The 26197-nt window shown below is 26.6% G+C and carries 23 protein-coding genes and 3 tRNA genes; 12 read left to right on the top strand and 14 right to left on the bottom strand.

Annotated features, from left to right (window positions below; translation table 11 throughout):
* Positions 1 to 15 precede the first annotated feature (15 nt).
* Complete coding sequence (locus tag H0H42_RS01585; RefSeq protein WP_185868320.1) at positions 16 to 1047, top strand: AMP-binding protein; 1032 nt, start codon at positions 16 to 18, stop codon at positions 1045 to 1047.
* Position 1048: 1 nt separating this feature from the next.
* Here H0H42_RS01585 and H0H42_RS01580 read toward each other — a convergent pair whose 3' ends face one another.
* Positions 1049 to 2290, bottom strand: coding sequence for an NADP-dependent isocitrate dehydrogenase (locus H0H42_RS01580; protein WP_185868319.1), 1242 nt, complete (start codon positions 2288 to 2290; stop codon positions 1049 to 1051).
* A gap of 257 nt (positions 2291 to 2547) precedes the next feature.
* Here H0H42_RS01580 and H0H42_RS01575 point away from each other — a divergent pair, with 257 nt between their 5' ends.
* The 3 genes from H0H42_RS01575 to H0H42_RS01565 are packed head-to-tail and all read left to right on the top strand — an operon-like array spanning position 2548 to position 5977.
* Positions 2548 to 3381 carry a serine O-acetyltransferase gene (locus H0H42_RS01575; protein WP_185868318.1) on the top strand — a complete coding sequence of 278 codons (834 nt, stop codon included), beginning with the start codon at positions 2548 to 2550 and terminating at the stop codon, positions 3379 to 3381.
* A 10-nt stretch (positions 3382 to 3391) separates the two neighbouring features.
* Positions 3392 to 4303 carry a cysteine synthase A gene (gene cysK, locus H0H42_RS01570; protein WP_185868317.1) on the top strand — a complete coding sequence of 304 codons (912 nt, stop codon included), beginning with the start codon at positions 3392 to 3394 and terminating at the stop codon, positions 4301 to 4303.
* Positions 4304 to 4312: 9 nt separating this feature from the next.
* Positions 4313 to 5977, top strand: coding sequence for a diflavin oxidoreductase (locus H0H42_RS01565; RefSeq protein ID WP_223843676.1), 1665 nt, complete (start codon positions 4313 to 4315; stop codon positions 5975 to 5977).
* Between the two features lie 520 nt (positions 5978 to 6497).
* Here H0H42_RS01565 and H0H42_RS01560 read toward each other — a convergent pair.
* Both H0H42_RS01560 and H0H42_RS01555 read right to left on the bottom strand, forming a co-directional pair.
* Positions 6498 to 6857, bottom strand: a complete 360-nt coding sequence (locus tag H0H42_RS01560) for a hypothetical protein (protein WP_185868316.1) — start codon at positions 6855 to 6857, stop codon at positions 6498 to 6500.
* Positions 6811 to 9147 carry a transglycosylase domain-containing protein gene (locus H0H42_RS01555; RefSeq protein WP_456318682.1) on the bottom strand — a complete coding sequence of 779 codons (2337 nt, stop codon included), beginning with the start codon at positions 9145 to 9147 and terminating at the stop codon, positions 6811 to 6813. Before H0H42_RS01555 ends, H0H42_RS01560 begins: the two co-directional genes overlap by 47 nt.
* Positions 9148 to 9627: 480 nt before the next feature.
* Between H0H42_RS01555 and coaD the strand changes: the two genes are divergently transcribed.
* Positions 9628 to 10128, top strand: coding sequence for a pantetheine-phosphate adenylyltransferase (coaD, locus tag H0H42_RS01550; protein ID WP_185868314.1), 501 nt, complete (start codon positions 9628 to 9630; stop codon positions 10126 to 10128).
* On the opposite strand, the gene H0H42_RS01545 is transcribed toward coaD, so the two are convergent.
* The gene (locus H0H42_RS01545; RefSeq protein WP_185868313.1) at positions 10108 to 12042 is read right to left on the bottom strand and encodes a ribonuclease R family protein; all 1935 of its coding nucleotides are present in this window, start codon (positions 12040 to 12042) and stop codon (positions 10108 to 10110) included. The two genes, coaD and H0H42_RS01545, sit on opposite strands and share 21 nt — an antisense overlap.
* A 181-nt stretch (positions 12043 to 12223) precedes the next feature.
* Between H0H42_RS01545 and H0H42_RS01540 the strand changes: the two genes are divergently transcribed.
* Positions 12224 to 13066 (top strand): glycogen/starch synthase, encoded by an 843-nt coding sequence (locus H0H42_RS01540; protein WP_185868312.1) that lies wholly within the window; start codon positions 12224 to 12226, stop codon positions 13064 to 13066.
* Positions 13067 to 13096: 30 nt separating this feature from the next.
* A complete protein-coding gene (gene glmS, locus H0H42_RS01535) occupies positions 13097 to 14956 on the top strand; it encodes a glutamine--fructose-6-phosphate transaminase (isomerizing) (RefSeq protein WP_185868311.1) in 1860 nt (619 codons plus the stop codon).
* A gap of 15 nt (positions 14957 to 14971) precedes the next feature.
* On the opposite strand, the gene H0H42_RS01530 is transcribed toward glmS, so the two are convergent.
* From H0H42_RS01530 to H0H42_RS01510, 5 genes are all read right to left on the bottom strand, one after another.
* Positions 14972 to 15724, bottom strand: a complete 753-nt coding sequence (locus H0H42_RS01530) for a uroporphyrinogen-III synthase (RefSeq protein WP_185868310.1) — start codon at positions 15722 to 15724, stop codon at positions 14972 to 14974.
* A gap of 60 nt (positions 15725 to 15784) precedes the next feature.
* Positions 15785 to 15856 (bottom strand) — tRNA-Cys (locus H0H42_RS01525).
* Between the two features lie 8 nt (positions 15857 to 15864).
* Positions 15865 to 16218, bottom strand: a complete 354-nt coding sequence (gene folB / locus H0H42_RS01520; protein ID WP_185868309.1) for a dihydroneopterin aldolase — start codon at positions 16216 to 16218, stop codon at positions 15865 to 15867.
* Between the two features lie 9 nt (positions 16219 to 16227).
* The gene (locus H0H42_RS01515) at positions 16228 to 16848 is read right to left on the bottom strand and encodes a superoxide dismutase (RefSeq protein WP_185868308.1); all 621 of its coding nucleotides are present in this window, start codon (positions 16846 to 16848) and stop codon (positions 16228 to 16230) included.
* 48 nt (positions 16849 to 16896) lie between these two features.
* A complete protein-coding gene (locus H0H42_RS01510; RefSeq protein WP_185868307.1) occupies positions 16897 to 18102 on the bottom strand; it encodes a phosphoglycerate kinase in 1206 nt (401 codons plus the stop codon).
* Between the two features lie 230 nt (positions 18103 to 18332).
* Between H0H42_RS01510 and H0H42_RS01505 the strand changes: the two genes are divergently transcribed.
* The 3 genes from H0H42_RS01505 (at position 18333) to H0H42_RS01495 (ending at position 18930) form a co-directional block, all read left to right on the top strand.
* Positions 18333 to 18761 carry an RpiB/LacA/LacB family sugar-phosphate isomerase gene (locus H0H42_RS01505; RefSeq protein ID WP_317167323.1) on the top strand — a complete coding sequence of 143 codons (429 nt, stop codon included), beginning with the start codon at positions 18333 to 18335 and terminating at the stop codon, positions 18759 to 18761.
* Between the two features lie 5 nt (positions 18762 to 18766).
* A tRNA-Asn gene (locus tag H0H42_RS01500) sits at positions 18767 to 18841 on the top strand.
* A gap of 14 nt (positions 18842 to 18855) precedes the next feature.
* Positions 18856 to 18930, top strand: a tRNA-Pro gene (locus tag H0H42_RS01495).
* A gap of 21 nt (positions 18931 to 18951) precedes the next feature.
* On the opposite strand, the gene gmk is transcribed toward H0H42_RS01495, so the two are convergent.
* The gene (gmk, locus tag H0H42_RS01490) at positions 18952 to 19518 is read right to left on the bottom strand and encodes a guanylate kinase (RefSeq protein ID WP_185868306.1); all 567 of its coding nucleotides are present in this window, start codon (positions 19516 to 19518) and stop codon (positions 18952 to 18954) included.
* Between the two features lie 47 nt (positions 19519 to 19565).
* Here gmk and H0H42_RS01485 point away from each other — a divergent pair, with 47 nt between their 5' ends.
* A complete protein-coding gene (locus H0H42_RS01485; RefSeq protein ID WP_185868305.1) occupies positions 19566 to 20561 on the top strand; it encodes an aspartate-semialdehyde dehydrogenase in 996 nt (331 codons plus the stop codon).
* Here the strand turns inward: H0H42_RS01485 and rsmI are convergent.
* On the bottom strand, positions 20552 to 21232 hold the full coding sequence (gene rsmI / locus H0H42_RS01480) for a 16S rRNA (cytidine(1402)-2'-O)-methyltransferase (RefSeq protein WP_185868304.1): 681 nt from the start codon (positions 21230 to 21232) through the stop codon (positions 20552 to 20554). The two genes, H0H42_RS01485 and rsmI, sit on opposite strands and share 10 nt — an antisense overlap.
* 223 nt (positions 21233 to 21455) lie before the next feature.
* On the opposite strand from rsmI, the gene H0H42_RS01475 reads away from it, so the two are divergent.
* Positions 21456 to 21893, top strand: coding sequence for a hypothetical protein (locus H0H42_RS01475; protein ID WP_185868303.1), 438 nt, complete (start codon positions 21456 to 21458; stop codon positions 21891 to 21893).
* Between the two features lie 3 nt (positions 21894 to 21896).
* On the opposite strand, the gene topA is transcribed toward H0H42_RS01475, so the two are convergent.
* Genes topA through queA form a run of 3 tightly spaced genes read right to left on the bottom strand, consistent with a single transcriptional unit; the run spans position 21897 to position 26058 of the window.
* A complete protein-coding gene (gene topA / locus H0H42_RS01470; protein WP_185868302.1) occupies positions 21897 to 23981 on the bottom strand; it encodes a type I DNA topoisomerase in 2085 nt (694 codons plus the stop codon).
* Between the two features lie 15 nt (positions 23982 to 23996).
* Entirely contained in the window at positions 23997 to 24980 is a 984-nt protein-coding gene (locus H0H42_RS01465) for a polyprenyl synthetase family protein (protein ID WP_185868301.1), read from the bottom strand.
* 34 nt (positions 24981 to 25014) lie between these two features.
* On the bottom strand, positions 25015 to 26058 hold the full coding sequence (gene queA / locus H0H42_RS01460) for a tRNA preQ1(34) S-adenosylmethionine ribosyltransferase-isomerase QueA (protein ID WP_185868300.1): 1044 nt from the start codon (positions 26056 to 26058) through the stop codon (positions 25015 to 25017).
* Positions 26059 to 26197: the final 139 nt, after the last annotated feature.

The following is a 26197-nucleotide window of genomic DNA, read 5'->3' as shown; positions in this document are numbered from 1 at the left end:
ATTTTTATAAAATTTATGTGGATAGATTTCAATCATTACAATTATAAAATTGATGATCAATCGTTAGAAAATTCATGTACCTTATCTCATTCTATTCGTTCTTTTTTAAATGATTGGTATGATCAAAAAAAAAATACAATTACTGTACTCACTTCTGGAACTACAAAAGGAAATCCAAAAGTTTGTTTTTTAAAAAAAAAACATATGTATCAAAGAGCTTGTCTATCTGCTCAATTACTAAAAATAAATAAAAGAGGTGTCAAAGGGTTATTATGTTTACCTATTCATACCATAGCAGCAAAAATGTTTTTGTTAAGATCTGTTATTTTTAAATGGATTATTTTTTGTGATCATCCATCATCTAGACCATTAAAAAATATTAAAAATTTTTTTGATATATCTTCAATGACTCCTATGCAAGTAGAATATAGTATCAAGAAATTATATTATATAAAAGTTTTATTAATTGGAGGATCCAAGGTATCTAATTCTTTGGAACGAAAGTTACAACATGTATCGACTCATTGTTATGCAACATATGGAATGACAGAAACTTCAGGACATATTGCATTAAAAAGAGTTAATGGAAATTACAGAAACGATTTTTATAAATCCTTTAATGATGTCACTCTTTATGTAAATAAATATAATTGTTTAAGGATCCGTTTTATGGATCTTTTTGTAAAAACAAATGATATCGTTTCGATAAAATCTTATAATGAATTTTCTTTTATTGGAAGATATGATAATGTAATTAATAGTGGAGGAATTAAAATTATTCCTGAATTAATAGAAAAATTACTTTCTCCTTTTATTATGAATAGAAGATTTTTTATTTCTTCCATTCCAGATAAAATTTTGGGAGAAAAAATCATTTTAGTTATTGAAGGGCCTCCTTTTTTATTTTCTATTCCTAAAGAAATTTTTTTTGGAAAAATGAAATATTTAAAACCAAGAAAAATATTTTTTTTAAAACGTTTTTTGGAGGATTTATTAGGAAAAATAAAGAAAAAAGAAATGAAAGATTCATTATTCAAAAATCTATAAATTATAAAAAAATAGTCATAGATTTCGTTTTTTTATCAAGATTTATTTTTAATTCTTTTATAAAAGTTTCAGTATCCAGAAAACATTCTTTTTTTTTATTTAAATAAAAAAAAAGATCTTTCGTTACTTTTCCTGATTCCACTAAATCTATACATGTTTTTTCAAGTATTGTGGAAAATTTTTCTAAAATTTTGTTTTTGTCTAAAAATGCACGATGTTTGAGTCCTCTTGTCCAAGCAAAAATAGATGCAACCGGGTTTGTTGATGTTTTTTCTCCTTTTTGATGTGATCGAAAATGTCTTGTAACAGTACCATGAGCCGCTTCAGATTCAAATATTTTTCCATCTGGATTAAGTAATACAGACGTCATCATTCCTAATGATCCAAATCCTTGAGCAATGCAATCAGACTGTACATCTCCATCATAATTTTTACATGCCCATATAAATCCACCATCTGATTTGATAGTTTTTGCAATCATATCATCTATTAAACAATGTTCGTATGTGATATTCATTCTTTTGAATATTTGGTAAAATTCATGTTTATAGACATGATCAAAAATATCTACGTATCTACCATCATAGGATTTTAAAATTGTATTTTTTGTAGATAAAAAAAGTGGAAGTTTTTTGTAAATGGAATAATTAAAGCAGGAACGAGCAAATCCATAGATTGATTCATCTGTATTAAACATTCCCATTGCGATTCCATTTCCTTGAAAATGATGGATTTTAATTTTTTTTAATCCTTTACTTTTTTTTTTTTCTGGTAAAAAAATAAAATATAGATTTCCTTTTTCTTTGATAGAAAATTCTTTAGCAGCATATTGATCTGCATAAGCATGTCTAGCTATGCATATCGGTTTTTTCCATCCTGGAATGAATTTTTGAATATTTTTTACTAAAATGGGTTCTCTAAAAATTGTTCCATGAATAATATTTCGAATTGTCGCATTTGGAGAATCCCATATTTTTTTTAATTGGAATTCTTTCATTCTTTTTTTGTCAGGAGTTATGGTAGCACATTTTATTCCAACTTGATATTTTTTTATTGCACGAGCTGCATCTTTGGTAATATCATCATTTGTTTCATCTCTATTTTTTATTCCTAGATCAAAATAGATAATTTTTATATCTAGATAAGGTAAAATCAAATTCTCCTTAATCCTATCCCACATGATCCTAGCCATTTCATCTCCGTTTATTTCTACAATAGGATTTGTGACTTTTATTTTTTTCATAATAAATTCATGGTTACAAATTCGAAATAATAAAAAAGAATGCTTAAATTTGTTGTATAGTTAGTGGTAAATATAGGAATTTTCCTATTTTATTCATAGATTTGTTCTTCATATGAAAAAAATCTTTTTATTTTTTTCATTCAAAAAAAAGGAAAAGAAAACATTTAATAACAAACAATGTTGATATCTATTTTTGAATAGATAATGTATCCTTGTAACGAAAGGTAGATGTTCTTTTTTTTTCGTAATACAAAATAATGATGGATGAAATTTTTTTAAAAATTGTATTTGAAAATTATAAAAAAAAAAAAATTACAACATTTAGCAAAAAAAAAATAGAATTTCTTGTAGAACAATTATTTTATATACTTTTTACGCCAGATAAATCCTTATTAACTAATCAATTTATCCTTTTAAAGGAATATAAAACATTAAGAACTTTATTAAAGGAAATTTTTGAAGATTTGAATTTATCTAAAGAGATCTCTGAGAAATCTTTGCATGATTTTTTCGAAGAAATTCCTCGTATTTATCGGATGTTACTCATAGATGCTAATTTTATATTAAATTCTGATCCTGCCGCAATTTCGATAGAAGAAATTTTTCTTTCTTATCCTGGATTTTTTGCTACTGCATTATATCGAATCGCACATCAATTATGGAATCAGAACATTCCCATTATTCCAAGATTAATAACAGAATACGCACATAGTAAAACTGGTGTAGATATCCATGCTGGTGCTAATATAGGAAAATCCTTTGCTATTGATCATGGAACAGGAATAGTAATAGGATCAAGTACAAAGATAGGAGATGAAGTCAAACTTTATCAAGGTGTTACATTAGGAGCAATTTATGTGGATAAAAAATTATCCAAAGTCAAACGCCATCCAACTATTGAAAATAAAGTCACCATTTATGCAGGAGCAACTATTCTAGGAGGTAATACCATTATAGGTCATGATAGCATTATTGGAGGAAATGTATGGATTACAAATAGTATTCCTGCTTTTTCCGTAGTTTATCAAAGAAGTAATATTAAAGTAAAAAATAAAAGTATTTATTCCAATTCTATTGATTTTATGATATGATATAAAAATTATGAAAATAGATAATAGCATTTTAAAAACAATAGGAAATACCCCCCATATACATCTTAGTCAATTATTTCCAGATCATAAAGTTTGGATGAAATTAGAAAAAAATAATCCAGGAGGGAGCATTAAAGATAGAATAGCTTTGTCTATGATAGAAGATGCAGAAAAGAAAGGAATTCTTGAAAAAGGTCATGTGATTATAGAACCGACTTCTGGAAATACTGGTATTGGTCTTGCTATGGTTGCGGCTGTAAAGAAATATCGTCTTATTTTAGTTATGCCAGAATCGATGAGTATTGAAAGAAGAAAATTATTTTCTATTTTTGGAGCAAAATGTATTTTAACTCCAAAAGAAAAAGGAATGAAAGGAGCAATTAAAAAATCTGAAGAGTTGATTGATACCATTCCAAATTCTTGGATGCCTAAACAATTTGAAAATAGATCGAATCCTTCTATTCACGAAAAACAAACAGCAAAAGAAATTATAAATTTTTTTCCGAATGGAATTGATTATTTTATTACAGGAGTTGGAACAGGAGGACATATAACTGGAATAGGGAGGTCCTTAAAAAAAAGATATAAACATATGAAAATTTTTGCTGTAGAACCAGAAGAATCTCCAGTGATATTTGGAGGAGAACCGAATACACATTTTTTACAAGGGTTAGGAGCAGGTTTTATTCCATCTGTATTAGATGTAAATTTATTAGATGGATCCCTTTTAGTTTCTCAAGAAGAATCTTATCAATTTGTAAGAAAATTAGCAAAAATAGAAGGAATTCTAGGAGGAATTTCTACAGGATCTTCTCTATCTGCAATACATAAAAAACTACCTGACATCTCCAAAGATTCTATTATACTTACTTTTAATTATGATACAGGAGAAAGATATTTTTCCGTGGAAAATCTATTTTAATTAAAAAAAATGAATATATTATCTGAATCAAAAAAAAAAACGTTTATTCATTTGATCGAAACTTCAACCAAAGAAGAAATCGCATGGATGAATGGGTACATTTCCGGTTATTTATTGGATAAAAGAAAAAATAATGAGTTCTCAATTCATGAAAACAATCATATTACATTAGTGTATGGGAGTGAATCAGGAAATGCAAAAAAATTATCTTTGGAAATTTATCATCGATTTATAAAAGAAAAATTGAATATAAGATTATTTAATTTATCTGATTATTATTTGAATGATTTGGAAAAAGAAAAGTATTTACTCATTGTAATTAGCACTTATGGATATGGAGATGCTCCTAAATCCGCAAAAGGTTTTTATAATTTTATTCATGAAAATAAAAGATTTTTTTTAAAAAATCTTCAATATAGTGTTTTAGCTTTGGGAGATAGATCTCATTCTTTTTTTTGCAAAGCAGGAGAAGATATTGATAAACGATTAAATGATGTTGGTGCATCAAGAATTATTCCATTACAAAAATGTGATGCAGATTATAAAGAAAGTTCATATCAATGGTTATCTAACATATTAGATTTTTTCGTAAAAAAAAAAAAGAAAAAAAATATAACAAAAATATTAGGAAAAATTTCTAATAAAATTCCTTTGAGTGATATAAATAAAACATTTCAAAAAGAAGTTTATCATATAGAAATTTTAATGCCGTATTATGTGAATTATTGTCCAGGAGATTCTATAGGGATTTTCCCTGAAAATGATACCAACAAAGTAAATCGAATTATCAATTTCTTTTTGGAAAAAAAATGGATCAAATTTCATCAAAAAGATGATTTTTTTAAAATTTTAAAAAAAGAAAAAAGTGTTGATTTTTTATCGGAAAATTTTTTATCAAATTATTCCTTGTTTTTAAAGAAAAAACAAGAGATTATAAATGATAAAAAATGGAACCTTTTAGATATCATGAAAAATTATCCAATAGATTACGAACAATTTTCATGTTATGATATGTTAAAGATTATGGATCCTATTAAACCTCGATTATATTCCATATCTTCTTCTCCGAGAGTTCATGGAAATGAAATACACATTGCGGTATCTATTCATTATTTTTATTCAAATCGTCAAAGGATATACGGAACTTGTTCGAACTTTCTTTCGAAAATAAAAAAAAATGATTCACTGAAATTTTTCATTTGCAAAAATCAATTATTTAAACTTCCCAAAAAAAATGAAAATATTATTTTAATTGCTGCTGGAACAGGAATTGCCCCATTTCGTTCTTTTTTATATGAAAGAGAATCGTTGAATGTGTTGGGAAAAAGTTGGTTATTTTTTGGAGATCAATATTCCGATAAAGATTTTTCTTTATATCAAAAAGAAATAAAAATTTGGGTAAATAAAAATATTCTTTATAAGGCAAATTTTTCTTTTTCAAGGGATCAGAAAAAAAAAATCTATGTACAACATCAAATATGGGAAAATCGAATAGAATTTTTTTCATGGATGAAAAGTGGTGCATATATATTTATTTGCGGAAAAAAAGTTCCCATGAGTATTGACGTTGAAAATACTATAAAAAATATAATTTATCAAGTAGGGAACATCGATGCAACAAAATTTATGAATGATATGAAAAAAGAAAAAAGATATTTAAAAGATGTGTATTGAATATGATTTTTTCTTAAAATATGTAGTTAATCTAATTTTATTAGATTTTATAAAATAATAAAAAATGATCCAATTTCTTGATTATAAAAAATTCTTACAAAAGAAGAATTTTCATATTCTAATTCATCTCCACTGACTTCCTTTATTCTTCATATTTTTCATATTTAAATTATTTAATTCGAATCGATCAGGATTTATTAAGTAAAATGATCTATTAATTGAGGAAATAGTTATTTATTTATTTCATGAATTTGTTTTTGATAAAGATCAAAAAGTAGGACCCTTATAACTGTCTAATAATTTTTTAAAATGGTATTTATATTAAATTGTCTTGTATATTTATATTTTTAAAAATATCCAAACAATTTTTTCATAAAATAAATTATGAAAAAGATTTTTAAAATTTTCCTGTATTAAGAATTATTTCCTTTTTTCATTTGTTATTTTTTTTCATGAATAATCTTAATTCTTCCTCATATTATACAAAATCATTCTTCTATAACATGTTTTCCAACAATCGTTAATTTACAGTTCTTTGTTTCGACGATTTTAACGAATAGGACGGTTTAATTCTTGCTCTTTTTTTCGGGTGGGACGGAACGGTCTGGTTCTTTTTCTGGGTAGTCCCTGATCCTTTTTTCGGGTGGGACGGAACGGTCTGGTTCTTCTCCTGGGTTATCCCTGATCCTTTTTCCTGATCATTTGCATTTGAATTATTTTTTTTATCTAATTTTTTCAAACGATCACAAGAATATTGAAATTCTTTCGGTCTACGAAAAACTAATTTTTCATGATACATAAGATATTTATCATGATATAATTTTTTCATATAATCAGCCCATATAGGAAGGGCCATATTTGCACCTTGTCCAATACTCATNCGGGTGGGACGGAACGGTCTGGTTCTTCTCCTGGGTAGTCTCTGATCCTTTTTTCGGGTGGGACGGAACGGTCTGGTTCTTCTCCTGGGTAGTCTCTGATCCTTTTTTCGGGTGGGACGGAACGGTCTGGTTCTTCTCCTGGGTAGTCTCTGATCCTTTTTTCGGGTGGGACGGAACGGTCTGGTTCTTCTCCTGGGTAGTCTCTGATCCTTTTTTCGGGTGGGACGGAACGGTCTGGTTCTTCTCCTGGGTTATCCCTGATCCTTTTTCCTGATCATTTGCATTTGAATTATTTTTTTTATCTAATTTTTTCAAACGATCACAAGAATATTGAAATTCTTTCGGTCTACGAAAAACTAATTTTTCATGATACATAAGATATTTATCATGATATAATTTTTTCATATAATCAGCCCATATAGGAAGGGCCATATTTGCACCTTGTCCAATACTCATATTATTAAAATGAGTAAAACGATCCTCCCATCCTACCCAAATTCCCGTCGTTAAGTTTGGAACCATTCCAATAAACCATCCATCTACATAATCATTGGTTGTTCCTGTTTTCCCGATTATATCCCCTTTCATATGGTATTTATTTTTTATTCTTTTTGCCGTTCCATATTTAACGACTCCTTCCATTAAATTTAACATAATATGAGATACTCTTTTATTCAAAACTTTTGTTTTTTGAATATTGTTCTGATTATTGATAATCACATTTCCATATTTATCTTCTATTTTGATTAAAATTTTAGGCTTAATATAACAACCATAATTTGCAAACGTGTTAAATGCTCCAGTCATTTCATATAATGTTAAATCAGCGGAACCAAGAGCAATAGATGGATGGTTTGGAATCAACGAACGTATTCCCATTTTTCTTGCCAGATTAATGACTGGTTTAGTTGTTATTTTTTCAATAAGACGTGCTGATATGGTATTTACAGAAAAAGATAATCCATCTTGTAATGTTAAAAATCCGCCATATTTTCCACTAGAATTTCTAGGAGTCCAATTTCCTAACTGGAATTTTTCATTGGAAATTTTGGTACATGGATCATAATGTAATTCATTAATTGCTGATGCATAAACAATCGGTTTAAATATAGAACCAACTTGACGTTTTGTTTGTAAAACGTGATCATATTGAAAATGATTGAAATCCACTCCTCCTACCCAAGCTTTAATATATCCTGTAGATGGTTCTATAGATAACAATCCTGATTGAATGATTCCCTTTTTATAACGAATTAAATCCCATAAAGACATTACTGTTTTTTTATCTCCATTCCATGTAAATATATCTATCATTTTTAATTTTTTAAATTCATCCATAATTTCCTCTTCAGAAAATCCTTTTTGTTTTAAATTTTGATACATCGTAGTTCTACGCATCGAAGACAAGAGAATTTTTTTTGTTTTTTCTTTAGAAACATTTATAAATGGAGCATTTTTATTCTTCTTCTGCAAGGAATTAAATAAAATTTGTAATCGACTAAGATGTTTTTTAACGGATTTTTCTGCATAGATCTGCATATTTTTATTAATGGTGGTATATATTCTTAATGCACTATAGTCAAGGCTATACTTTTTACCAGTCTTTTTTTCATATTCTTTCAAATACTTTTGAACTTCTTTTTTCAAAAATTCACCATAATAAGTAACAAGTTCTAAATCCTTTTTCTGTATATTAAAATTGAGAATAATAGGTTTTTTTAATTCTTTTTTATACTTACGATCGGTTAAAAAATGGTATTTTTTCATTTGAAACAAAACTAAATTTCTTTGTTTCTTTGATTTTTCTGGAAAATTTTTCGGATTGTATAAAAATGGATTTTCCAACATCCCAACTAATGTTGCACATTCACTGAGATTAAGTTTTCCTACTTTTTTATGAAAATAAGTCCTTGATGCATTGTCGATTCCTTTTGCATTATATAAAAAATCGAATTTATTACAATACATGGTGATAATTTCATCTTTTGTATATCGTTTTTCTAATTCGATGGCCATTATCCATTCCAATATTTTTTCATGGATTCTTTCCAATTTATTTCTGGATGATTTTCCTGTAAAAAGAAGTTTCGCTAGTTGTTGAGAAATTGTACTACCTCCTCCTTTTTTTCCAAAAGTCACTGTTGCTCTTAATAAGGACTTGATATCAATACCAGAATGTTGTCGAAAACGTATATCTTCTTTAGATAAAAGTGCACAAATAAAATTCTTAGGAAGTTGGTTATAAGTGATTAATCTTCTATTTTCAGAAAAAAAATTCCCTAAGAACATTCCATTAGCATCATATACGTCAGTCCCTACTTTAAGGAGAGGTTTTCCCATTTTTTTATTTATCGGTAAATCTCCTAAATATCCCTTATATGAAGCATAAAAAAGGAAGAAGCATCCTATTATACCTGAAAAAAATAAAACCCAAAAATAAAAAATCAATTTGAAAAACGAATCAATTTGTTTTGATTTTTTTTTATTACACACGCATAAAAATGATTTATTTCACATGATCAAGTGAAAATATATTTATTACAAAATATGGATGATAATTATTTTCAAATTCTATGTGTTCGCATTATAAATATTTACATTGAAATTTTCATCCCTTAAAAAGGATTATGGATGAATTCAAAAAACCATTAAAGAACGATATATTAAATATATTCACAAAAATAAAACTTTTATTCTGCTTCTTCTTTATTTCTTTAGAATTAGGAAAAAAATTATATTCATTATAATACAAAATTAACATTATTGAAAATGAATCATGATGATAAAAAAATTGCTGTTTTTCCAGGATCTTTTGATCCTATCACAATAGGACATTATGATCTTGTTCTAAGATCTCTCAATCTATTTGATAAAATTATTATAGCTGTTGGAAATAATAGTAAGAAAAATAATATGTTTTCTATTGAACAACGAATCAAGTGGATTCGTAATACTTTTTTTCAATTTCCTAAAAAAATAGAAGTTGATGTATTTCATGGATTAACTATCTCTTTCTGTAAAAAAAAAAAAGCAAATTTTTTATTAAGAGGAATACGAAATCAAACGGATTTTGAATTTGAAAAAAACTTATCATTTACAAATAGTTTTCTAAATAATGAACATAAAATCGAAACCATTATTTTGTTATCAAATCATGAAAAATCTTTCATAAGATCTTGTATTGTAAGAGAAATTATAAGAAATGGAGGTGATTATACTCTTTTTGTCCCTTCTTCCGTTAGAATCGAATTATTTTCCGATCCAACATAATAGAATTTGTTTTCTTTCCAAATCAATATTTAGTAACTTCACTTTTATTTTATCTCCAATATGATATATTTTTCGTTTTTTTTCTCCAATGATACTATAATCGTTGAAATTAAAAGTATATTTATCCTCATTAATATCAGAAAGTTTGACTACTCCTTCGGTTTGAAATGAAATTAAATCAACATAAATACTCCATTTGTTGAATCCTGTGATCATCCCATCAAATTCTTTTCCAAGAAATTTTTTTAGAAATTTTACTTGTATAAATTTTAAAAATTCCCGTTCCAAATCGATAGCCAATCGTTCCTTAAAACTACAATATTCAGATTGTTTTTCATAAAATTCTTTAGATTTTATGGAATTGTTGGAATTATGTTCTATTAAATAATAATGAAGTAATCGATGGGCAATAATATCTGAATATCTTCTTATAGGAGATGTAAAATGTGTATAATGAATAAAAGATAATCCATAGTGTCCGATATTTTTAGTGGAATATTTCGCTTTACTCATACAACGAAGAATTAAATTTTCAATCATATTTTGTTCCGGTCTTCCTCTACTTTTTACAAGTAAATGATTGATGGAATTCTTGATATTTTCCAAATTGAAAAAATATCCTAATGGTTCGATGATTCTTTTTAAGAATAAAATTTTTTCTATGTCAGGTTCATCATGTACTCTATATATATATGATGTTTTTTTTTGATCTATATGAAAACTAACAAATTCTGAGATTTTTTTATTTGTTAGTAACATAAATTCCTCTATTAAACGATGAGCATCCTTATTTTTTTCTAAAAATATTGATACGGGATTTTTTTTATGATCTAAATGAAAATTGATTTCTTCTTTTTCCAAATATATGGATCCATTCTTCAACCTTTTTTTGCAAAGGATTTTGGAAAATAAAAACAAAGCATTGATTTCCTCACAATAATCTCCTCTTTTTTGATCTATAATTTCTTGAACTTCTCTATAAGTAAATTTTTTATTGGATTGTATGATTGTTTTTCCTAACCAATTTTCTAATATTTCTCCTTTATGATTAATATTGAACACAAAAGAAAAACTTAACTTATCTTTTTTTGGTTGTAAAGAACAAACATGATTGGACAATATCTTAGGAAGCATTGGAATTACTTTTCCAACAAAATAAATAGATGTTGATCTTGAATATGCTTCTTTATCCAATAAACTATCCTCCTTGACATAGTAAGAAACATCAGATATATGAATGCCTATTTCCCAAATTTTTTCATTTAATTTTCTTATTGATAATGCATCATCAAAATCTTTTGCATTTGTAGGATCTATCGTAAATGTATTAATATGACGCATATCTCTTCGAGATTTCCAATCAGAAACGTTTTTCAACGCTATTTTTTTAGCTTCATGTTCTATCTCTTTTGGAAAATTTATATTAATTTGATACTCTTCTAAAAGAGAAAAAAATTCTGTATTATATTCTCCTACGGTACCATAGGTTTTGATGATTCTTCCCAAAGGATGTTCTAATTTTTTTGGCCAAGAAATCATTTCTACTAAAACTTTATCATTATTAGAATATTTTTGATATTGTTTATAAGGAATACCCAATTTTAATACATTTTTTCCGTTATTGTATACATTAACTTCTCCTCTTTTGAGATTGGGAAGATACTTCAGAATTCCAATAAATTGTTTTTTTTTTCTTTTCAGTATTCTTATAACTTTTCCTTGTATTCTTTTTTTGTTTGTTTGTAATTGTATTTTCACAAAATCTCCTTCTAAAGCTCTATGAGTTTCATTTTTTGGAATGAAAATATCTTTATTATACGATGGGATCTTTACAAAAGCATATCCATGTTGAGTAATATTGATTACTCCAATTAAAGATTTTTTGTTTCTTTTTTTTTCTTTTTTTAATTTCATAATTAAAAAAAATGAACATTATAAAGTATTTTATATATACAATCTACAAGATTTTATTTTGAAAAAATTCTTTATTCAAAAACTTTTTTAAAAAAATTGTATATTATTTATTATATTTGCGATGATCCGTATTTTTTCCTTATAATTAATCTCTTAAACAACAATATAAAACAACTATAAAATGACAGGTAAACGAATATTATATGTTTCTTCGGATTTATTTCCTTTTTCTTCAGATAATCCGATGTCTTTATCAGTTTTAAAAGTTTCTAAGTTTATGCAATCCATGGGAAATGAGGTACGAATATTCATGCCACGTTTTGGAGTGATAAATGAAAGAAGACATCAGTTGCATGAAGTAATTCGTTTATCAGGTATGAATTTGATAGTTAATGAAATTGAACAACCTTTATTAATTAAAGTTGCTTCTATTCCCGATGCTCGATTACAAGTGTACTTCATAGATAATGAAGAATATTTTCAAAGAAAAGCTCTTGAAAAAGATGAACATGGAAATTATTTTCAAGATAATGATGAGAGAGCCTTATTTTTTACAAAAGGAGTTTTAGAGACTGTGAGAAATCTGAATTGGAAACCTGATATTATTCATATATATGGATGGATTACGGTATTTATTCCTTTATACATAAAAAATTATTACAAAAATGAATCAATATATCAAAATTCAAAAATAGTTGTATCTATTTATAATCAAACTATTAAAGATTTTTTTAATAAAAGTAAAAAAATCGTAAATAAAATAAAACTTGATGGAATTGGATCGAAACAATTAAGTGGTTTAGAAAAGATCAATCAATTTCGTTTTATTAAGCTTTGTTTATCCTTTTCAGATGCCATCATCAAAGGAGACGTTACTCTTCCTAAAGAGGTAGAAAAGATTATAGATTTGAATAAGTTATTGGTATTAAAATATCATCCAATAGAAAATATTGAAATCGTTTATCAAAAATTTTACGAAGAAACCATTTTAGAACAAATTGATTCAAAAAAATTAAAAAAATAGGAAAAAACTATATAATTTTCTTTGTTTGTAATGTGTGGAATAATTGGTTATTTAGGGAATAGAAATGCATATCCTATTCTCATTGATGGATTAAAAAAATTAGAATATAGAGGATATGATAGTTCTGGAATTGCTGTGTTTTGTAATAATGGATACAAAATATGTAAGACTAAGGGAAAAGTTTCTGAATTGGAAAAAAAAATTTTTTATCAAAAAAAAAATATGATTGGAACTTCCGGGATAGGACATACTAGATGGGCCACCCATGGAGTTCCAGATAATATTAATGCTCATCCTCATGTATCTAATTCTCATAAACTTATTATCATCCATAATGGAATTATAGAAAATTTCCATGCAATAAAAATTATTTTATTAAAAAACGGATTTCACTTCAAAAGTGAAACAGATACAGAGGTTCTTGTAAATCTTATAGAATACATTCAAACTGAACATCAGTGTTCTTTAGAAGAAGCTGTGAGAATTTCATTAAATGAAGTAATTGGGGCCTATTCCATTGCAATTGTAGAACGATCAAATCCTAATACAATGATAGTGGCTAAATTAGGAAGTCCCATTGCGTTAGGAATCGGATCCAACGAAAAAGAATTTTTTATTGCTTCTGATCCTATTCCTTTTTTGAATTATACAAAAAATGTGATTTATTTAAAGGATGGAGAAATGGCAATTATAAAAAAAAATGAAAAATTAGATTTGAGGAGCATTGTAAATAATCATAAAATTAGTCCTGTAATTGAACAATTACAAATTAATCTTAAAGAAATTGAAAAAGGTCATTATAAATATTTTATGTTAAAAGAAATTTATGAACAACCAAAAACTATATTAGATACTTTAAGAGGAAGATTATTAAATCAAAATGGAGGTATCATTTGCATTGATGGAATTGAATTAAATAAAAAAATATTTACTTATGCGAAACATATTACCATCATCGCTTGTGGTACGTCATGGCATGCAAGTCTAATTGGAGAATATTTATTAGAAAAATTAACAAGAATTCCGGTAGAAGTTGAATATGCTTCAGAATTCATATATCGGGATCCTATTATAGAAAAAAGAGATATTGTTATTGTGATTTCTCAGTCAGGAGAAACTGCTGATACTCTTTCAGCTTTGAAACTTGCAAAACAAAGAGGATCTTTTGTTTTTGGAATATGTAACGTTGTGGGATCTTCTATTGCAAGAAATGTAGATGATGGTGTTTATACTCATGCAGGACCTGAAATTGGAGTAGCATCTACAAAATCTTTTACTGCTCAAATTACAATCCTTGTTTTATTGGCTTTGACAATTGGAAAATATAGGTCAACTATTGATAAGCATCTATATCATAATTTATGTGAAGAATTAGGGAATATTACGGAAAAAGTTTTTTGTACACTCAAGATTGATCGTTATCTCAAAGAAATTTCAAAAAAATATTGTAACGTAAAGAACTTCCTCTATTTAGGAAGAGGAATTAATTTTCCTGTAGCATTGGAAGGTGCTTTAAAATTAAAAGAAATTTCTTATATACATGCAGAAGGATATCCTGCCGCAGAAATGAAGCATGGACCCATTGCTTTGATCGATGAAAAGATGCCTGTTGTTATCATTGCTACAAAGAATATTCATTATGAAAAAATTATCGGAAACATACAAGAGATCAAAGCAAGAAAAGGAAGAATTATTGCGATTATAAATGAAGAAGATCTACAGATTCAAATGTTAGCAGATCACATTATAAAAGTTCCAAAAACTTCCGAAGAGATTAGTCCATTAATCAATATAATTCCTCTACAGTTATTAGCTTATCAAATTGCCTGCATCAGGGGAAAAAATGTTGATCAACCCAGAAATTTAGCTAAGTCCGTTACAGTAGAATAAAAAAACTTTATTTTTTCATTTTTTATGTGTATTGGATGTTTTTATGTATTTCTCTAACGCCATTGCCATGGAAGGAAATTCTGGAGTAGGAACTTTGATATCAATTTTCAATCCTGCCTTACTTGCTGCATCTAATGTATTTTTTCCAAATGTGGCAATTTTTATATTATTTTGATGAAAATTTGGAAAATTTTCAAATAAAGATTTAATTTCCGCAGGACTAAAAAATACTAAAATATCATAATACGAATCTTTTAAATCTGATAAATCACTAGAAGTTGTTTTATAAAGAATTGCCCTTTTCCAAGAAATATTTAATTGATTCAACATTTTTGGTATTTCCTGTTTTAATATATCTGAAGATGGTAAAAGAAATTTTTCTTTTGAATATTTTTTAATGTAAGGAATAATATCATGAAATGATTTTACTCCTATATGAATTTTTCGTTTTCTATATACAATATATTTTTGAAGATAATAGGCAATTGTATCTGTCTGACAGATGTATCTCATAGAAATTGGTACTTTAAACCTCATAGATTCTGCTAATCTAAAATAATTATCTACAGATCTTTTGCTTATAAAAAGAATTGCAGAAAAATCAGAAAAATTAATTTTTTGTTTTCTTACATCGCTAGAGGATGCTCCAATTACTTTAACAAAAGATCGAAAATCGATTTTAACATTTTTTTTTTTGCTAAGTTCTATATATGGCGTATGAGAACCACCAGTAAGAGGTTGTGAAATAAGTATATTATTGATTTTCATAATTTTTTAAAAATTTTGAAAAATTTTAAAAAAAATGATAGAAAAATTGTTCCTTTAAAAAGGCACAGAGCGGAATCGAACCGCTATAAAAGGTTTTGCAGACCTTTGCCTATTCCATTCGGCCACCGTGCCAAAAAAATCTAATCTTCTAAAACAACACAAACCTGACCTACAGGACCACCAATAGGAGGATATTTTTTACAAATTTTTATTTTTGTGTATTTCAATTTCTTAAATGTTTGAAATCTTTTAATAATTCTTTTTGCTAAATTTTCTATAAGTTTGGATTTTGTATTCATTTCTTCTTTGATAATTCGGTACAAATCCACATAATTTACAGTTTTTGATAAATCATCATTTTCAGATGCTTCATCTGCATCCAATTCTACTTCTACGTCAATGGAATAATGAGAACCAATCAAATTTTCTTCTAACATGATTCCATGAAATCCAAACAATTTAATATCATTCAAATTCAATATTAATTTTCCCATAAAAAAATATTATTGTTTTTTTATAGTAGCATGGTTATAATTCTCCTCTACCATTTTCCAATCAACAATATTCCAAAAAGAAGATATATAATCTATACGTCTATTTTGATATTTCAGATAATAGGCATGTTCCCAAACATCTAATCCTAGTATTGGGATTCCTTCACATTCTACACCGTACATGATTGGATTATCTTGATTAGCTGTAGAACCAATAACCAGTTGATTATTTTTGACGCATAACCATACCCATCCAGATCCAAAACGATTCATTGAAGTATCTGTAAATTTTTTTTTAAAATTATGAAAATTTCCAAAGTTTTTATTGATTACGTTATATAACGATTGACTGGGATTTGAAAATTTTTTTGTAGGAATCAGTATTTTCCAGAAGAAATTGTGATTATAAAATCCTCCGCTATTGTTTCTTATACCAGGACTTTCAATATGAGACCTTCTCAAAATTTCCTCAATAGATAGATTCCTCATATCAGTTTCTTGAATCAAATTATTTAGATTGTTCGTGTAAGTTGCATGGTGTTTATTATAATGAATTTCCATGGTTTTACCATCTATATTTGGTTCAAGATCTTCGTAGGAATATGATAATTTGGGAAGTTGAAATGACATAATTCTATTTTTTTAAATAGCAAATATAAATAATATAATGAAAAATTTTTATATATCGATAGCTTTTATTCCTGGAAGAGTTTTTTTTTTCAAAATTTCTAACATTGCTCCTCCTCCAGTAGATAAATAACTAATATCTTTTTCACATTTTTCCATTTTTAATGCTGCAATTGAATCTCCACCTCCAACCAATGAAAAACATCCTTTTTTTGTAACATCTGCAATTTTTTTTGCAATACACTTTGTTCCAAAAGAAAAATTAGAAAATTCAAAAACGCCTAATGGTCCATTCCATAAAATAGTTTTTGATTTTTCAATAATATTGCAAAAATATTTTATGGAATGAGGACCTAAATCTAATCCTCTCCATCCATTTGGAATGTTGTGTATTGGACAAATTTTGGTTTTTGCATGATTTTGAAATGAGTCTGCGGCAATCACATCTTTAGGAAAAAAAAACATATTGGGTTGTTTTTTTGGATGATTCATGGACAATATACTTTCTAACGTTTTTTCGATTTTTTCATTATATTTTTCTGTCATAGAATTTCCTATATTTCCTCCTTTTTTTTTAATAAAAGGGTAAGCCATTCCTCCACCAATCAAAAGATAATCAGAAAAGATTAATAAATTTTTTATAATATTAATTTTTGATGAAATTTTTGATCCACCTAAAATAGTTGTGATTGGTTTTTTTCGTTTTCCATAAAAAAAATTATCGAAATTATCAATTTCTTTTTTCATAAGAAAACCAATACATTTTCTTTTGAAAAATTTTGGAATTACTGTGATTGAAGAATGAAATCGATGAGATACACTGAAAGCATCATTGATATAAATATCCCCAAATTTAGATAATTCCCATCCAAATTTTTCGTTTTCTTCTTCTTCCTCTTTATAAAATCGTAAATTTTCTAATAGTAACACCTCACCATTTTTCAATTGATCAACTTCCCTTTTTGCTTTTTCACCAATACATGGTTCACAAAATTTTACAGATACTTTTAATTTTTTCGAAAGAAAAGGAATAAGAAATTTTAAAGAATAATTTGAAATATTATTCCCTTTGGGTCTTCCGAAATGCGAAATCAGAACTACTTTTCCACCATCAGAAAGAATTTTTTGTATAGTGGGAATACTATATTGAATTCTCGTTTCATCTGATATTTCACCATTTTGATTGATAGGAACATTAAAATCTACTCTTATTAAAGCAACTTTATCTGCAAAATTAAAATCATTAACATTTTTCATGTTTCATAAATTAGATCAAAAATTTTTCACACAAAATTAACTTTAAATCTTCAAGAAGATAATAATTTATAAAATTTTTTAATGTATCTTTATTCTTTTGAAAAAGAAAGAAAAATTCAAACAAATTGAGAACATAACATTGAACATCAACGAACAATAGATTTATTGCAGCAATATTGGTTCATTTTCTCATTTGTTTGAAACAATAACACTGATTTAATTGACGTGTGATGATAAAAATTGCCATAGGATCTGATCATACAGGAGTTTATTATAAATATTTAATCAAAGATTTTTTAAGACAAAAAAAATATGAAATCCAAGATTTTGGTAGTTTTAATTATGAAGAAAAAGTAGATTATCCTGATTTTATTCATCCCACAGCAAATTCTGTAAACAATCATTCTTCCCATTTTGGTATAATTTTATGTGGTAGTGGAAATGGAGCTTCTATGACAGCCAATAAATATAAAAACGTTCGTTCTTCCGTGGTATGGAATAAACAAATTTCTTCTCTTGCAAGAAGACACAATAATTCAAATATAATTAGTATTCCTTCTCGTTTTGTAAAAACATATGAATTATTGGAAATTGTAGATATTTTCTTGCATACAAGTTTTGAAGGAGGAAGACATCAAATAAGAATCGAAAAAATTTAAAACAATCCTCAGTAGCTCAGTTGGTCTAGAGCACCTGACTGTTAATCAGGGTGTCGCTGGTTCGAATCCAGCCTGAGGAGTTTATTTTTTATTTCGGGGTGTAGCTCAGTATGGTTAGAGTACACGTCTGGGGGGCGTGCGGTCGCTGGTTCAAGTCCAGTCACCCCGATTTTTTTCATTGAATCGAATATTAATAAAGAAATTGTTTAATCAGAATTAACATGTGTTTTTGAGTTTCTAATAAATTGTTATTTGAAACAATAACATCAAATAAATGTGAAAAGTTATTTTCATATTCTACTCTTTTCAGTCGCATTTTAATTTTTTCCATGTTTTCATCCTTTCTATCAATCAACCTACTTTTCAGAATATCAATCGATTGCACCATTAAAAATATAGAATAAGAATGATTTGGATATTGTTTCTTTATATTTAATCCACCTTTTACATCAATATCAAATAATACAATTTTATTATTTTTCCATATTCTATGAAGTTCACTTTTCAATGTTCCATAAAATTGTTTTTGATATACCTCTTCCCACTCTAAAAATTGACATTTATTGATTTTAGAAAAAAAATTTTTCCTAGAAAGAAAATAATAGTCTATTCCATGGATTTCATGTTTTCTTTTTTTTCTTGTGGTACATGAAATAGATAGTTCTAAACAGGATATTTTGGAACGTAAAAAATTCGATATTGTAGTTTTTCCTGATCCGGAAGGTCCTGATAAAATAATGATTTTTCCTTTTTTCAAAATTAATTTACTAAATTTGATTCTTTTCCAATTTAAATTATAATCTTATGAAATTAGGAATTGTAGGTGCCACAGGAATGGTGGGACGAGTGATGTTAAAGGTTTTAGAAAGTAGAAATTTTCCGATTACAAATTTATATTTGTCTGCTTCTAAAAAATCTTTAGGGAAAAGATTATTTTTTCGTGGAAAAAGTTATGAATTGATCGATATAGAAGATCTTTTGTATAATAAAAAACCAAATATTGTTTTATTTTCTGCAGGTTCATCAGTTTCTAAATCTTGGGCAAGAAAGTTTGAAGATCTAGGATCTATTGTAATAGATAATTCTTCAGCATGGAGAATGCATGATCATGTGAAATTAATTGTTCCTGAAATAAATGCTCAATTATTAGAAAAAGATGATAAAATTATTGCAAATCCCAATTGTTCAACGATACAATTAGTTATGGTTTTATTTCCATTACATATCCAATATCACATAAAAAGAGTAATCATCTCTACATATCAATCTGTTACAGGTACTGGAAAAAGAGCGGTAGATCAATTAAAAGAGGAAAGTATAGGAAATTTTTCTTGTAAAAAAATTTATCCATATCCTATTTATAACAATGTGCTTCCACATTGTGATTCTTTTTTGGAAGATGGATATACTTTGGAAGAAATGAAATTGATGAAAGAAACAAAAAAGATATTGAATAATCAAAATATTTCTATTACAGCTACATCTGCAAGAGTTCCTGTTATTGGAGGTCATTCAGAAAGTGTTAATATTTCCTTTACAAAAGATATAAATATTGATAAAATTCGAGAAATATTATTGAATATAAAAGGATTAATTATTCAAGACATTCCTAATAAAAATATCTATCCAATGCCTTTAAATTCTCATGGAAAAGACGATATTTTTGTTGGAAGAATACGAAGAGATTATTCTTTTCCAAATTCTATCAATCTTTGGATTGTATCCGATAATTTAAGAAAAGGAGCTGCGACAAATGCAGTACAAATAGCAGAATATTTGATAAAGAAAAATTATGTATGATCTTTCTTAAGATTTTTTTCAATGACAATAGTATATTCTCCTCGAATTTTTTTATTCATTTTATAATAATGTAATATATATTGTATATTTCCTCTTAATATTTTTTGATATATTTTCGATATTTCTTTACATACAACAATATTTCTTGTTAATCCAAAAAAGATTTTTATATCGTTTAAAGTTCGTAATAATCTATGCGGGGATTCGTAGATTATAATAGTTCGAGGTTCTCTTGATAAATTTTCTAATTTACTATTTCTTTTTTTTTTAGGTAAAAATCCAATAAAAGTAAATTCGTTCATAGAAAGTCCTGAATTTACAAGTGCTGGAATGAATGCAGTAGCACCAGGTAAACAATCTATTGGTATAGAGTGATTTATGCAATGTTTAATCAACAAATATCCAGGATCAGATATTCCAGGTGTTCCTGCATTAGATATTAATGCTACTTGTTTCCCTTTACGTATCTCTTTGATCATTAAAGGGGTAATTTTGTGTTCATTATAAACATTATATGAATGAACATGATTTTTAATATTGTAAAAATCAAAAAGTTTTTTAGAAGTTCGAAAATTTTCTACTAAAATAAGATCTACTTTTTTCAAAATTTTCAATCCTCTATAGGTAAAGTCTTCTAAATTTCCTATAGGAGTGGGTACTATGTATAACATGAGAATTAAAAGATATTTAAAATCGTATTTTTTTTTTATTCAAAAATCTATAACTTTTACTTAATTATGTTCATTTTTCAATGATTTTTGTTTGAAAAATGCTATTTGAATAGCAAAGATTATGTAATCAATTCTTTTTATAAAAGATTTTATTACGACATAAAATTTATGTAATAAATGAGAAATTTATAATACAATATCATTAATTCATTTTAAATAAAGAATGAGAGGTAAGAAGTATATATTTAGAAGTCCTTTGGTATCCGGAGATATCATATTCAAATATGATTTAAATGGATTTTTAAGAGAAATTGTTCTTCCTGAAAATCTATCTATATCCCATTATATATGGATTGGAAAATATTTACCTTATAATGAATCTATTATAAATAATATGATGCCAAATAATATAATGCCTTCAAAATCTTCCTTTTCTATAGAAGAAGTTCCAGCAGATTTATCTTTTAATCGTTTTTGGACTGACTATAAATACAAAGTAGGGAAAAAAAAAATGGCGGAAAATATATGGAATAGAATGTCTTTATCTGATAGAGTAAAAGCTTTATCTTATATTCCTAAATATTTGGATCATGTAAAAAGAACGGGACATGATCAAGCATATCCAACGACATATTTAAATCAAAGATATTTTGATGGATGAATTTTAATGTTTTTTAATAATATCAATAGCTTCTTTTAAGTCGATTGAAGAACTGAAAAATTTTTTTTCATCAATAGGGATGAACTTTTTATTATATTTTATATGAATATTGTATTTGTTTATGTTTATAAATACTTTTTTTTCTTTGAATAACCCTAAACATTTTGGTAATTCAATAATTTTTAAGGCTTCTTTCAAAGAAAGAGTATCGATTTTTTGTTTATTTAATAAAGGAATAAATTTGGGTTTTTCCTGATTGTTGAATTCTCCAATTTGAAGTACTGCTCCAAATCTTGCAATTTTTGCAACGATTTTCTTGTTAGATTTTTTATCTATTCCTAGAAATCGTTCTTTGTGAACTCTTTTAGTATGATGATGAACATACTGTATTTTTTCATGAAATTTTTTATAAAACGGTTTAATAATCTTCATCCAGAAGATAGATCCTTTGGCAATATCATCAAAATTTTTTTCTAAATCTGCAGTAAAATGATAATTTACGATATTTGGAAAATTTTCTAACAAAAAATTGGTTGTTACGATTCCTAATTCTGTAGAAAAAAATTTATTTTTTTCTACTTTTTGAATGTTTTCCGTTTTTATTTTTATCTCATTGTTATTCATAATCATCGTTTTTTGTTTGTTGATTTTTTTTATAATTCTATGGATACTGACGTAGTTTCTTTTTTGAATTGTGGATATGATAGGAACATATGTTGATGGTCTTCCGATTCCTAAAGATTCTAATTTTTTTACTAGAGAAGCTTCATTATATCTCATTGGAGTTCCTTTATATACTTGTTTGGCTATAATATGATCTATTTTTAAATGAGTATCTATCATTTTTGATAATTGATCTTTATTGATTTGTTTTTCTAATATTTTTAAAAATCCTTCAAAGAGAACTTTCTGTTGATTATGAATAAAATAATATCCTGAAATGGGAGGTTCTATATGAAATGTTTTTAATTCAAAAACGGCATCTGACATTTGACTCATGATAGATCGATTCCATATTAGTTGATAAAGTTTTTTTTCAGAAGGATCCAGATTTTTTAAATCACTTTCCTTTCTATCAATGGAAGTTGGGCGAATGGCTTCATGAGCTTCTTGAGAAAATTTTTTAGAAAGATGAAAATTTCTCATACAAAAGTATTCTTTGCCATAAGATTGAGTGATGTATGCTTGTATTTCAGATACAATTGTACTTGATAATTTTATGCTATCAGTTCTCATATATGTTATATAACCTTTTTCATATAGTTTTTGAGATAAAAACATAGTTTTTGATATAGAAAAATTTAAATTATTATATGATTCTTGTTGCATAGAAGAAGTCGTAAAAGGAGGTGTAGGACTTTTTTTAACTTTTCTTTTTGTTGTTTTTATAATGAAAAATTTATCTATTTTCATGGATAATAAAAGAAATTTTTGGATTGTATTCTCATCTTTTATTTCTTTATTTAATTTTGCAGAAATTAATTCTTGACCATTTTTGAAATACCCTTTCACTTGATAAATAGAAGAGGGGATGAAATTTTTGATTTTCTCTTCTTGTTCTACAATTAATCTCACGGCTGCTGATTGTACCCTACCAGCAGACAATCCATTACTTACCTTTTTCCATAATATAGGAGATAAAAGAAATCCAACCAATCGATCTAAGATTCTTCTTGTTTGTTGAGCATAAACTAAGTTTTTATTAATTTTTCTTGGATGTTTCATGGAATAAAGAATCGCCTTTTTGGTAATTTCATGGAAAACTATTCTTCTATATTTTTCTTCAGGAATTTTGAATAAATGGCAAATTTGATAAGCAATTGCCTCCCCCTCTCTGTCTTCATCTGAAGCTAACCATATAATGTCATAGCTATTCACTAATGATTTGATATTTTTTACTAAATTCTTTTTTTTCGATGAAACTACATATTTAGGATGAAAATTATTTTCAATTTGAATTCCCATTTCTTTTTCTGGAAGGTCGACTAAATGTCCGTAACTAGAAACTACATGATATTTTTCTCCAAGAAATTTTTGGATTGTATTTGCTTTCATTGGAGATTCTACAATCACTAAATTTTCTTTCATATCAAAATTTTTATTTTATTGACTTCTTTCAATAATAAAACTAGCCATAGTTTTCAATGATTCCTTTGCAGATCCTTCAGGATAGGAGGATAAAATATCTAAAGCATTATTTCGAAATTTTATCATCTTTTTCCTTGCATATTCCAATCCTTTATATTTTTTTATCAAATCTATGATTTGTTTTTTATTTTTTTCTTCATAATTTTTGATGGAATTTAATAGAAATTTTTGATCTTCTTTCGAAGCTTTTTGAATAGTATAAATGAGAGGGAGAGTAATTTTTTTTTCTTTGAGATCAATTCCAATAGGTTTTCCTATCATATTTTTTTGATGATTATTGTATTCATAGTCAAATAAATCATCTTTAATTTGAAAAGCAATTCCCATAAACACTCCAAATTTTCTCATTTTTGAAACGTTTTCTTTACTTGCATTCACAGAAATAGCTCCACATTCACAAGAAGATGCCATTAAACTAGCGGTTTTTTGATAAATAATTTTATGATAATTTTGTTCAGTAATATTTAAATCTTTTGATTTTTCTATTTGCAATAATTCTCCCTCGCTCATATCTTTGACCGTTTTACATATAATTTTTAAAATATCTGAATAATTATTATTTGTAGCTAGTAAAAGACTTTTTGATAAAAAATAATCTCCCATTAAAACGGCAATTTTATTTTTCCATATAGCATTGATAGAAAAATCTCCTCTTCGTAAATGACTATTGTCAATTACATCATCATGAACCAATGTGGCCGTATGTATAAGTTCTATTAAACATGCTGTATGATAAGTTTTTTTTTGTATTGTTCCTAACATTTTAGCAATCAGAAAAACAAATATCGGTCGAATCAATTTTCCTTTTCTGCTATTAATATAATGATTGATTTTATTAATAAGAGAAACGTTGCTTTTTATAAGAAGAAGAAATTCTTTTTCAAACGTTCTTATTTCTTCTTGAATCGGTATTTTGATTTTATCTAAAATTATTTTCATAATGAAGTTTTTTTCATAAAATTATGATTGATAATCATAAAATTAGCATAGCATCTCCATAAGAATAAAGTCTATATTTTTCTTTGATTGCTATTTGATAAGCTTTCATTGTTAAATCAAATCCAATAAAAGCGGCAGTCATCATCATTAATGTTGATTTAGGCATATGAAAATTTGTAATCATCGAATTTGCTATACTGAAGTGATAAGGAGGATAAATGAATTTATTTGTCCATCCTGAAAAAGGATTTAAATTTTTTTTAGAAGAAACAGAACTTTCAATCGCTCTCATTGAAGATGTTCCTACCGCACAGATTCTTCTTTTGTTTTTTATACCATTATTAATAATACTACAAGTTTTTTCACTAATTAAACATTTTTCAGAATCCATTTTATGTTTGGAAATATCTTCGACTTCCACAGATAAAAAACTACCTAATCCTAAATGTAGAGTGATTTCAACTAAATTGATTCCTTTTATTTCTAATATTTTTAATAAATGTTTTGAAAAATGTAGTCCTGCAGTGGGTGCTGCAACAGATCCTTCATGTTTTGCATATACAGTTTGATAACGTTTTTTATCACTTTCTTCTGGATCACGATGAAGATATTTTGGTAAAGGGGTTTTTCCAATTTTTTTGATTTTTTTCAATAAATTTTCATGTGTCCCATGGAAATGAAGTTGTAAAATTCTTCCTCTTGAAGTGGTATTATCAATTACCTCACCTGTTAATCCATATCCAAAATTTAGTTTATTTCCTACTCGAACTTTCCTTGCAGGGTCTACAAGAACATCCCAAGTACGATCCTGGGAATCTAATTCTCTTAGCAAAAAAACTTCTATATTCGCATCTGTTTTTTCTTTGTTTCCCAATAGTCTTGCAGGAAATACTTTTGTATTATTTAAAATTATGATATCCCCTTCTTCAAAATATCGATGGAGATCCTTAAATGATTTATGTTCAATTTTTTCATTATGACGATGAATCACCATTAATTTAGATTCGTCTCTTTCCTGAGAAGGATATTTTGCAAGAAGTTCTACTGGAGACTTGTAGTCGAAATCTGAAGTTCTCATAAACTAATGGATTTATTTTTTAGAAATTTTTTTTATAAAAATAGATGATTTTTTTTCAATTAAAAAAAATATATCTATCTTTATCGAATAGATATTTAATATTTAATATCTGATAGTTTAATTGTTCTTTGCATATAAA

The sequence above is a fragment of the Blattabacterium cuenoti genome (genome assembly GCF_014252275.1).
Lineage (GTDB): Bacteria > Bacteroidota > Bacteroidia > Flavobacteriales > Blattabacteriaceae > Blattabacterium > Blattabacterium cuenoti_O.
The sequence above is the reverse complement of the archived record's forward strand: the minus strand, read 5'-3'. Positions and strand labels throughout refer to the sequence as shown.

Bases quoted from the DNA above. Each gene is read 5' to 3' on its own strand.
- rsmI (WP_185868304.1), bottom strand. From the start codon at position 21,232: ATGTTATACATAGTACCCACTCCTATAGGAAATTTAGAAGACTTTACC.
- H0H42_RS01565 (WP_223843676.1), top strand. From the start codon at position 4,313: ATGAATATATTATCTGAATCAAAAAAAAAAACGTTTATTCATTTGATC.
- H0H42_RS01510 (WP_185868307.1), bottom strand. From the start codon at position 18,102: ATGAAAAATGTTAATGATTTTAATTTTGCAGATAAAGTTGCTTTAATA.
- H0H42_RS01485 (WP_185868305.1), top strand. From the start codon at position 19,566: ATGAAATTAGGAATTGTAGGTGCCACAGGAATGGTGGGACGAGTGATG.
- H0H42_RS01505 (WP_317167323.1), top strand. From the start codon at position 18,333: ATGATAAAAATTGCCATAGGATCTGATCATACAGGAGTTTATTATAAA.
- H0H42_RS01465 (WP_185868301.1), bottom strand. From the start codon at position 24,980: ATGAAAATAATTTTAGATAAAATCAAAATACCGATTCAAGAAGAAATA.
- H0H42_RS01475 (WP_185868303.1), top strand. From the start codon at position 21,456: ATGAGAGGTAAGAAGTATATATTTAGAAGTCCTTTGGTATCCGGAGAT.
- H0H42_RS01545 (WP_185868313.1), bottom strand. From the start codon at position 12,042: ATGAAATTAAAAAAAGAAAAAAAAAGAAACAAAAAATCTTTAATTGGA.
- H0H42_RS01530 (WP_185868310.1), bottom strand. From the start codon at position 15,724: ATGAAAATCAATAATATACTTATTTCACAACCTCTTACTGGTGGTTCT.
- topA (WP_185868302.1), bottom strand. From the start codon at position 23,981: ATGAAAGAAAATTTAGTGATTGTAGAATCTCCAATGAAAGCAAATACA.
- H0H42_RS01560 (WP_185868316.1), bottom strand. From the start codon at position 6,857: ATGAGTATTGGACAAGGTGCAAATATGGCCCTTCCTATATGGGCTGAT.
- folB (WP_185868309.1), bottom strand. From the start codon at position 16,218: ATGGGAAAATTAATATTGAATTTGAATGATATTAAATTGTTTGGATTT.
- H0H42_RS01580 (WP_185868319.1), bottom strand. From the start codon at position 2,290: ATGAAAAAAATAAAAGTCACAAATCCTATTGTAGAAATAAACGGAGAT.
- H0H42_RS01585 (WP_185868320.1), top strand. From the start codon at position 16: ATGTGGATAGATTTCAATCATTACAATTATAAAATTGATGATCAATCG.
- H0H42_RS01540 (WP_185868312.1), top strand. From the start codon at position 12,224: ATGACAGGTAAACGAATATTATATGTTTCTTCGGATTTATTTCCTTTT.
- H0H42_RS01515 (WP_185868308.1), bottom strand. From the start codon at position 16,848: ATGTCATTTCAACTTCCCAAATTATCATATTCCTACGAAGATCTTGAA.
- cysK (WP_185868317.1), top strand. From the start codon at position 3,392: ATGAAAATAGATAATAGCATTTTAAAAACAATAGGAAATACCCCCCAT.
- glmS (WP_185868311.1), top strand. From the start codon at position 13,097: ATGTGTGGAATAATTGGTTATTTAGGGAATAGAAATGCATATCCTATT.
- coaD (WP_185868314.1), top strand. From the start codon at position 9,628: ATGAATCATGATGATAAAAAAATTGCTGTTTTTCCAGGATCTTTTGAT.
- H0H42_RS01575 (WP_185868318.1), top strand. From the start codon at position 2,548: ATGATGGATGAAATTTTTTTAAAAATTGTATTTGAAAATTATAAAAAA.
- queA (WP_185868300.1), bottom strand. From the start codon at position 26,058: ATGAGAACTTCAGATTTCGACTACAAGTCTCCAGTAGAACTTCTTGCA.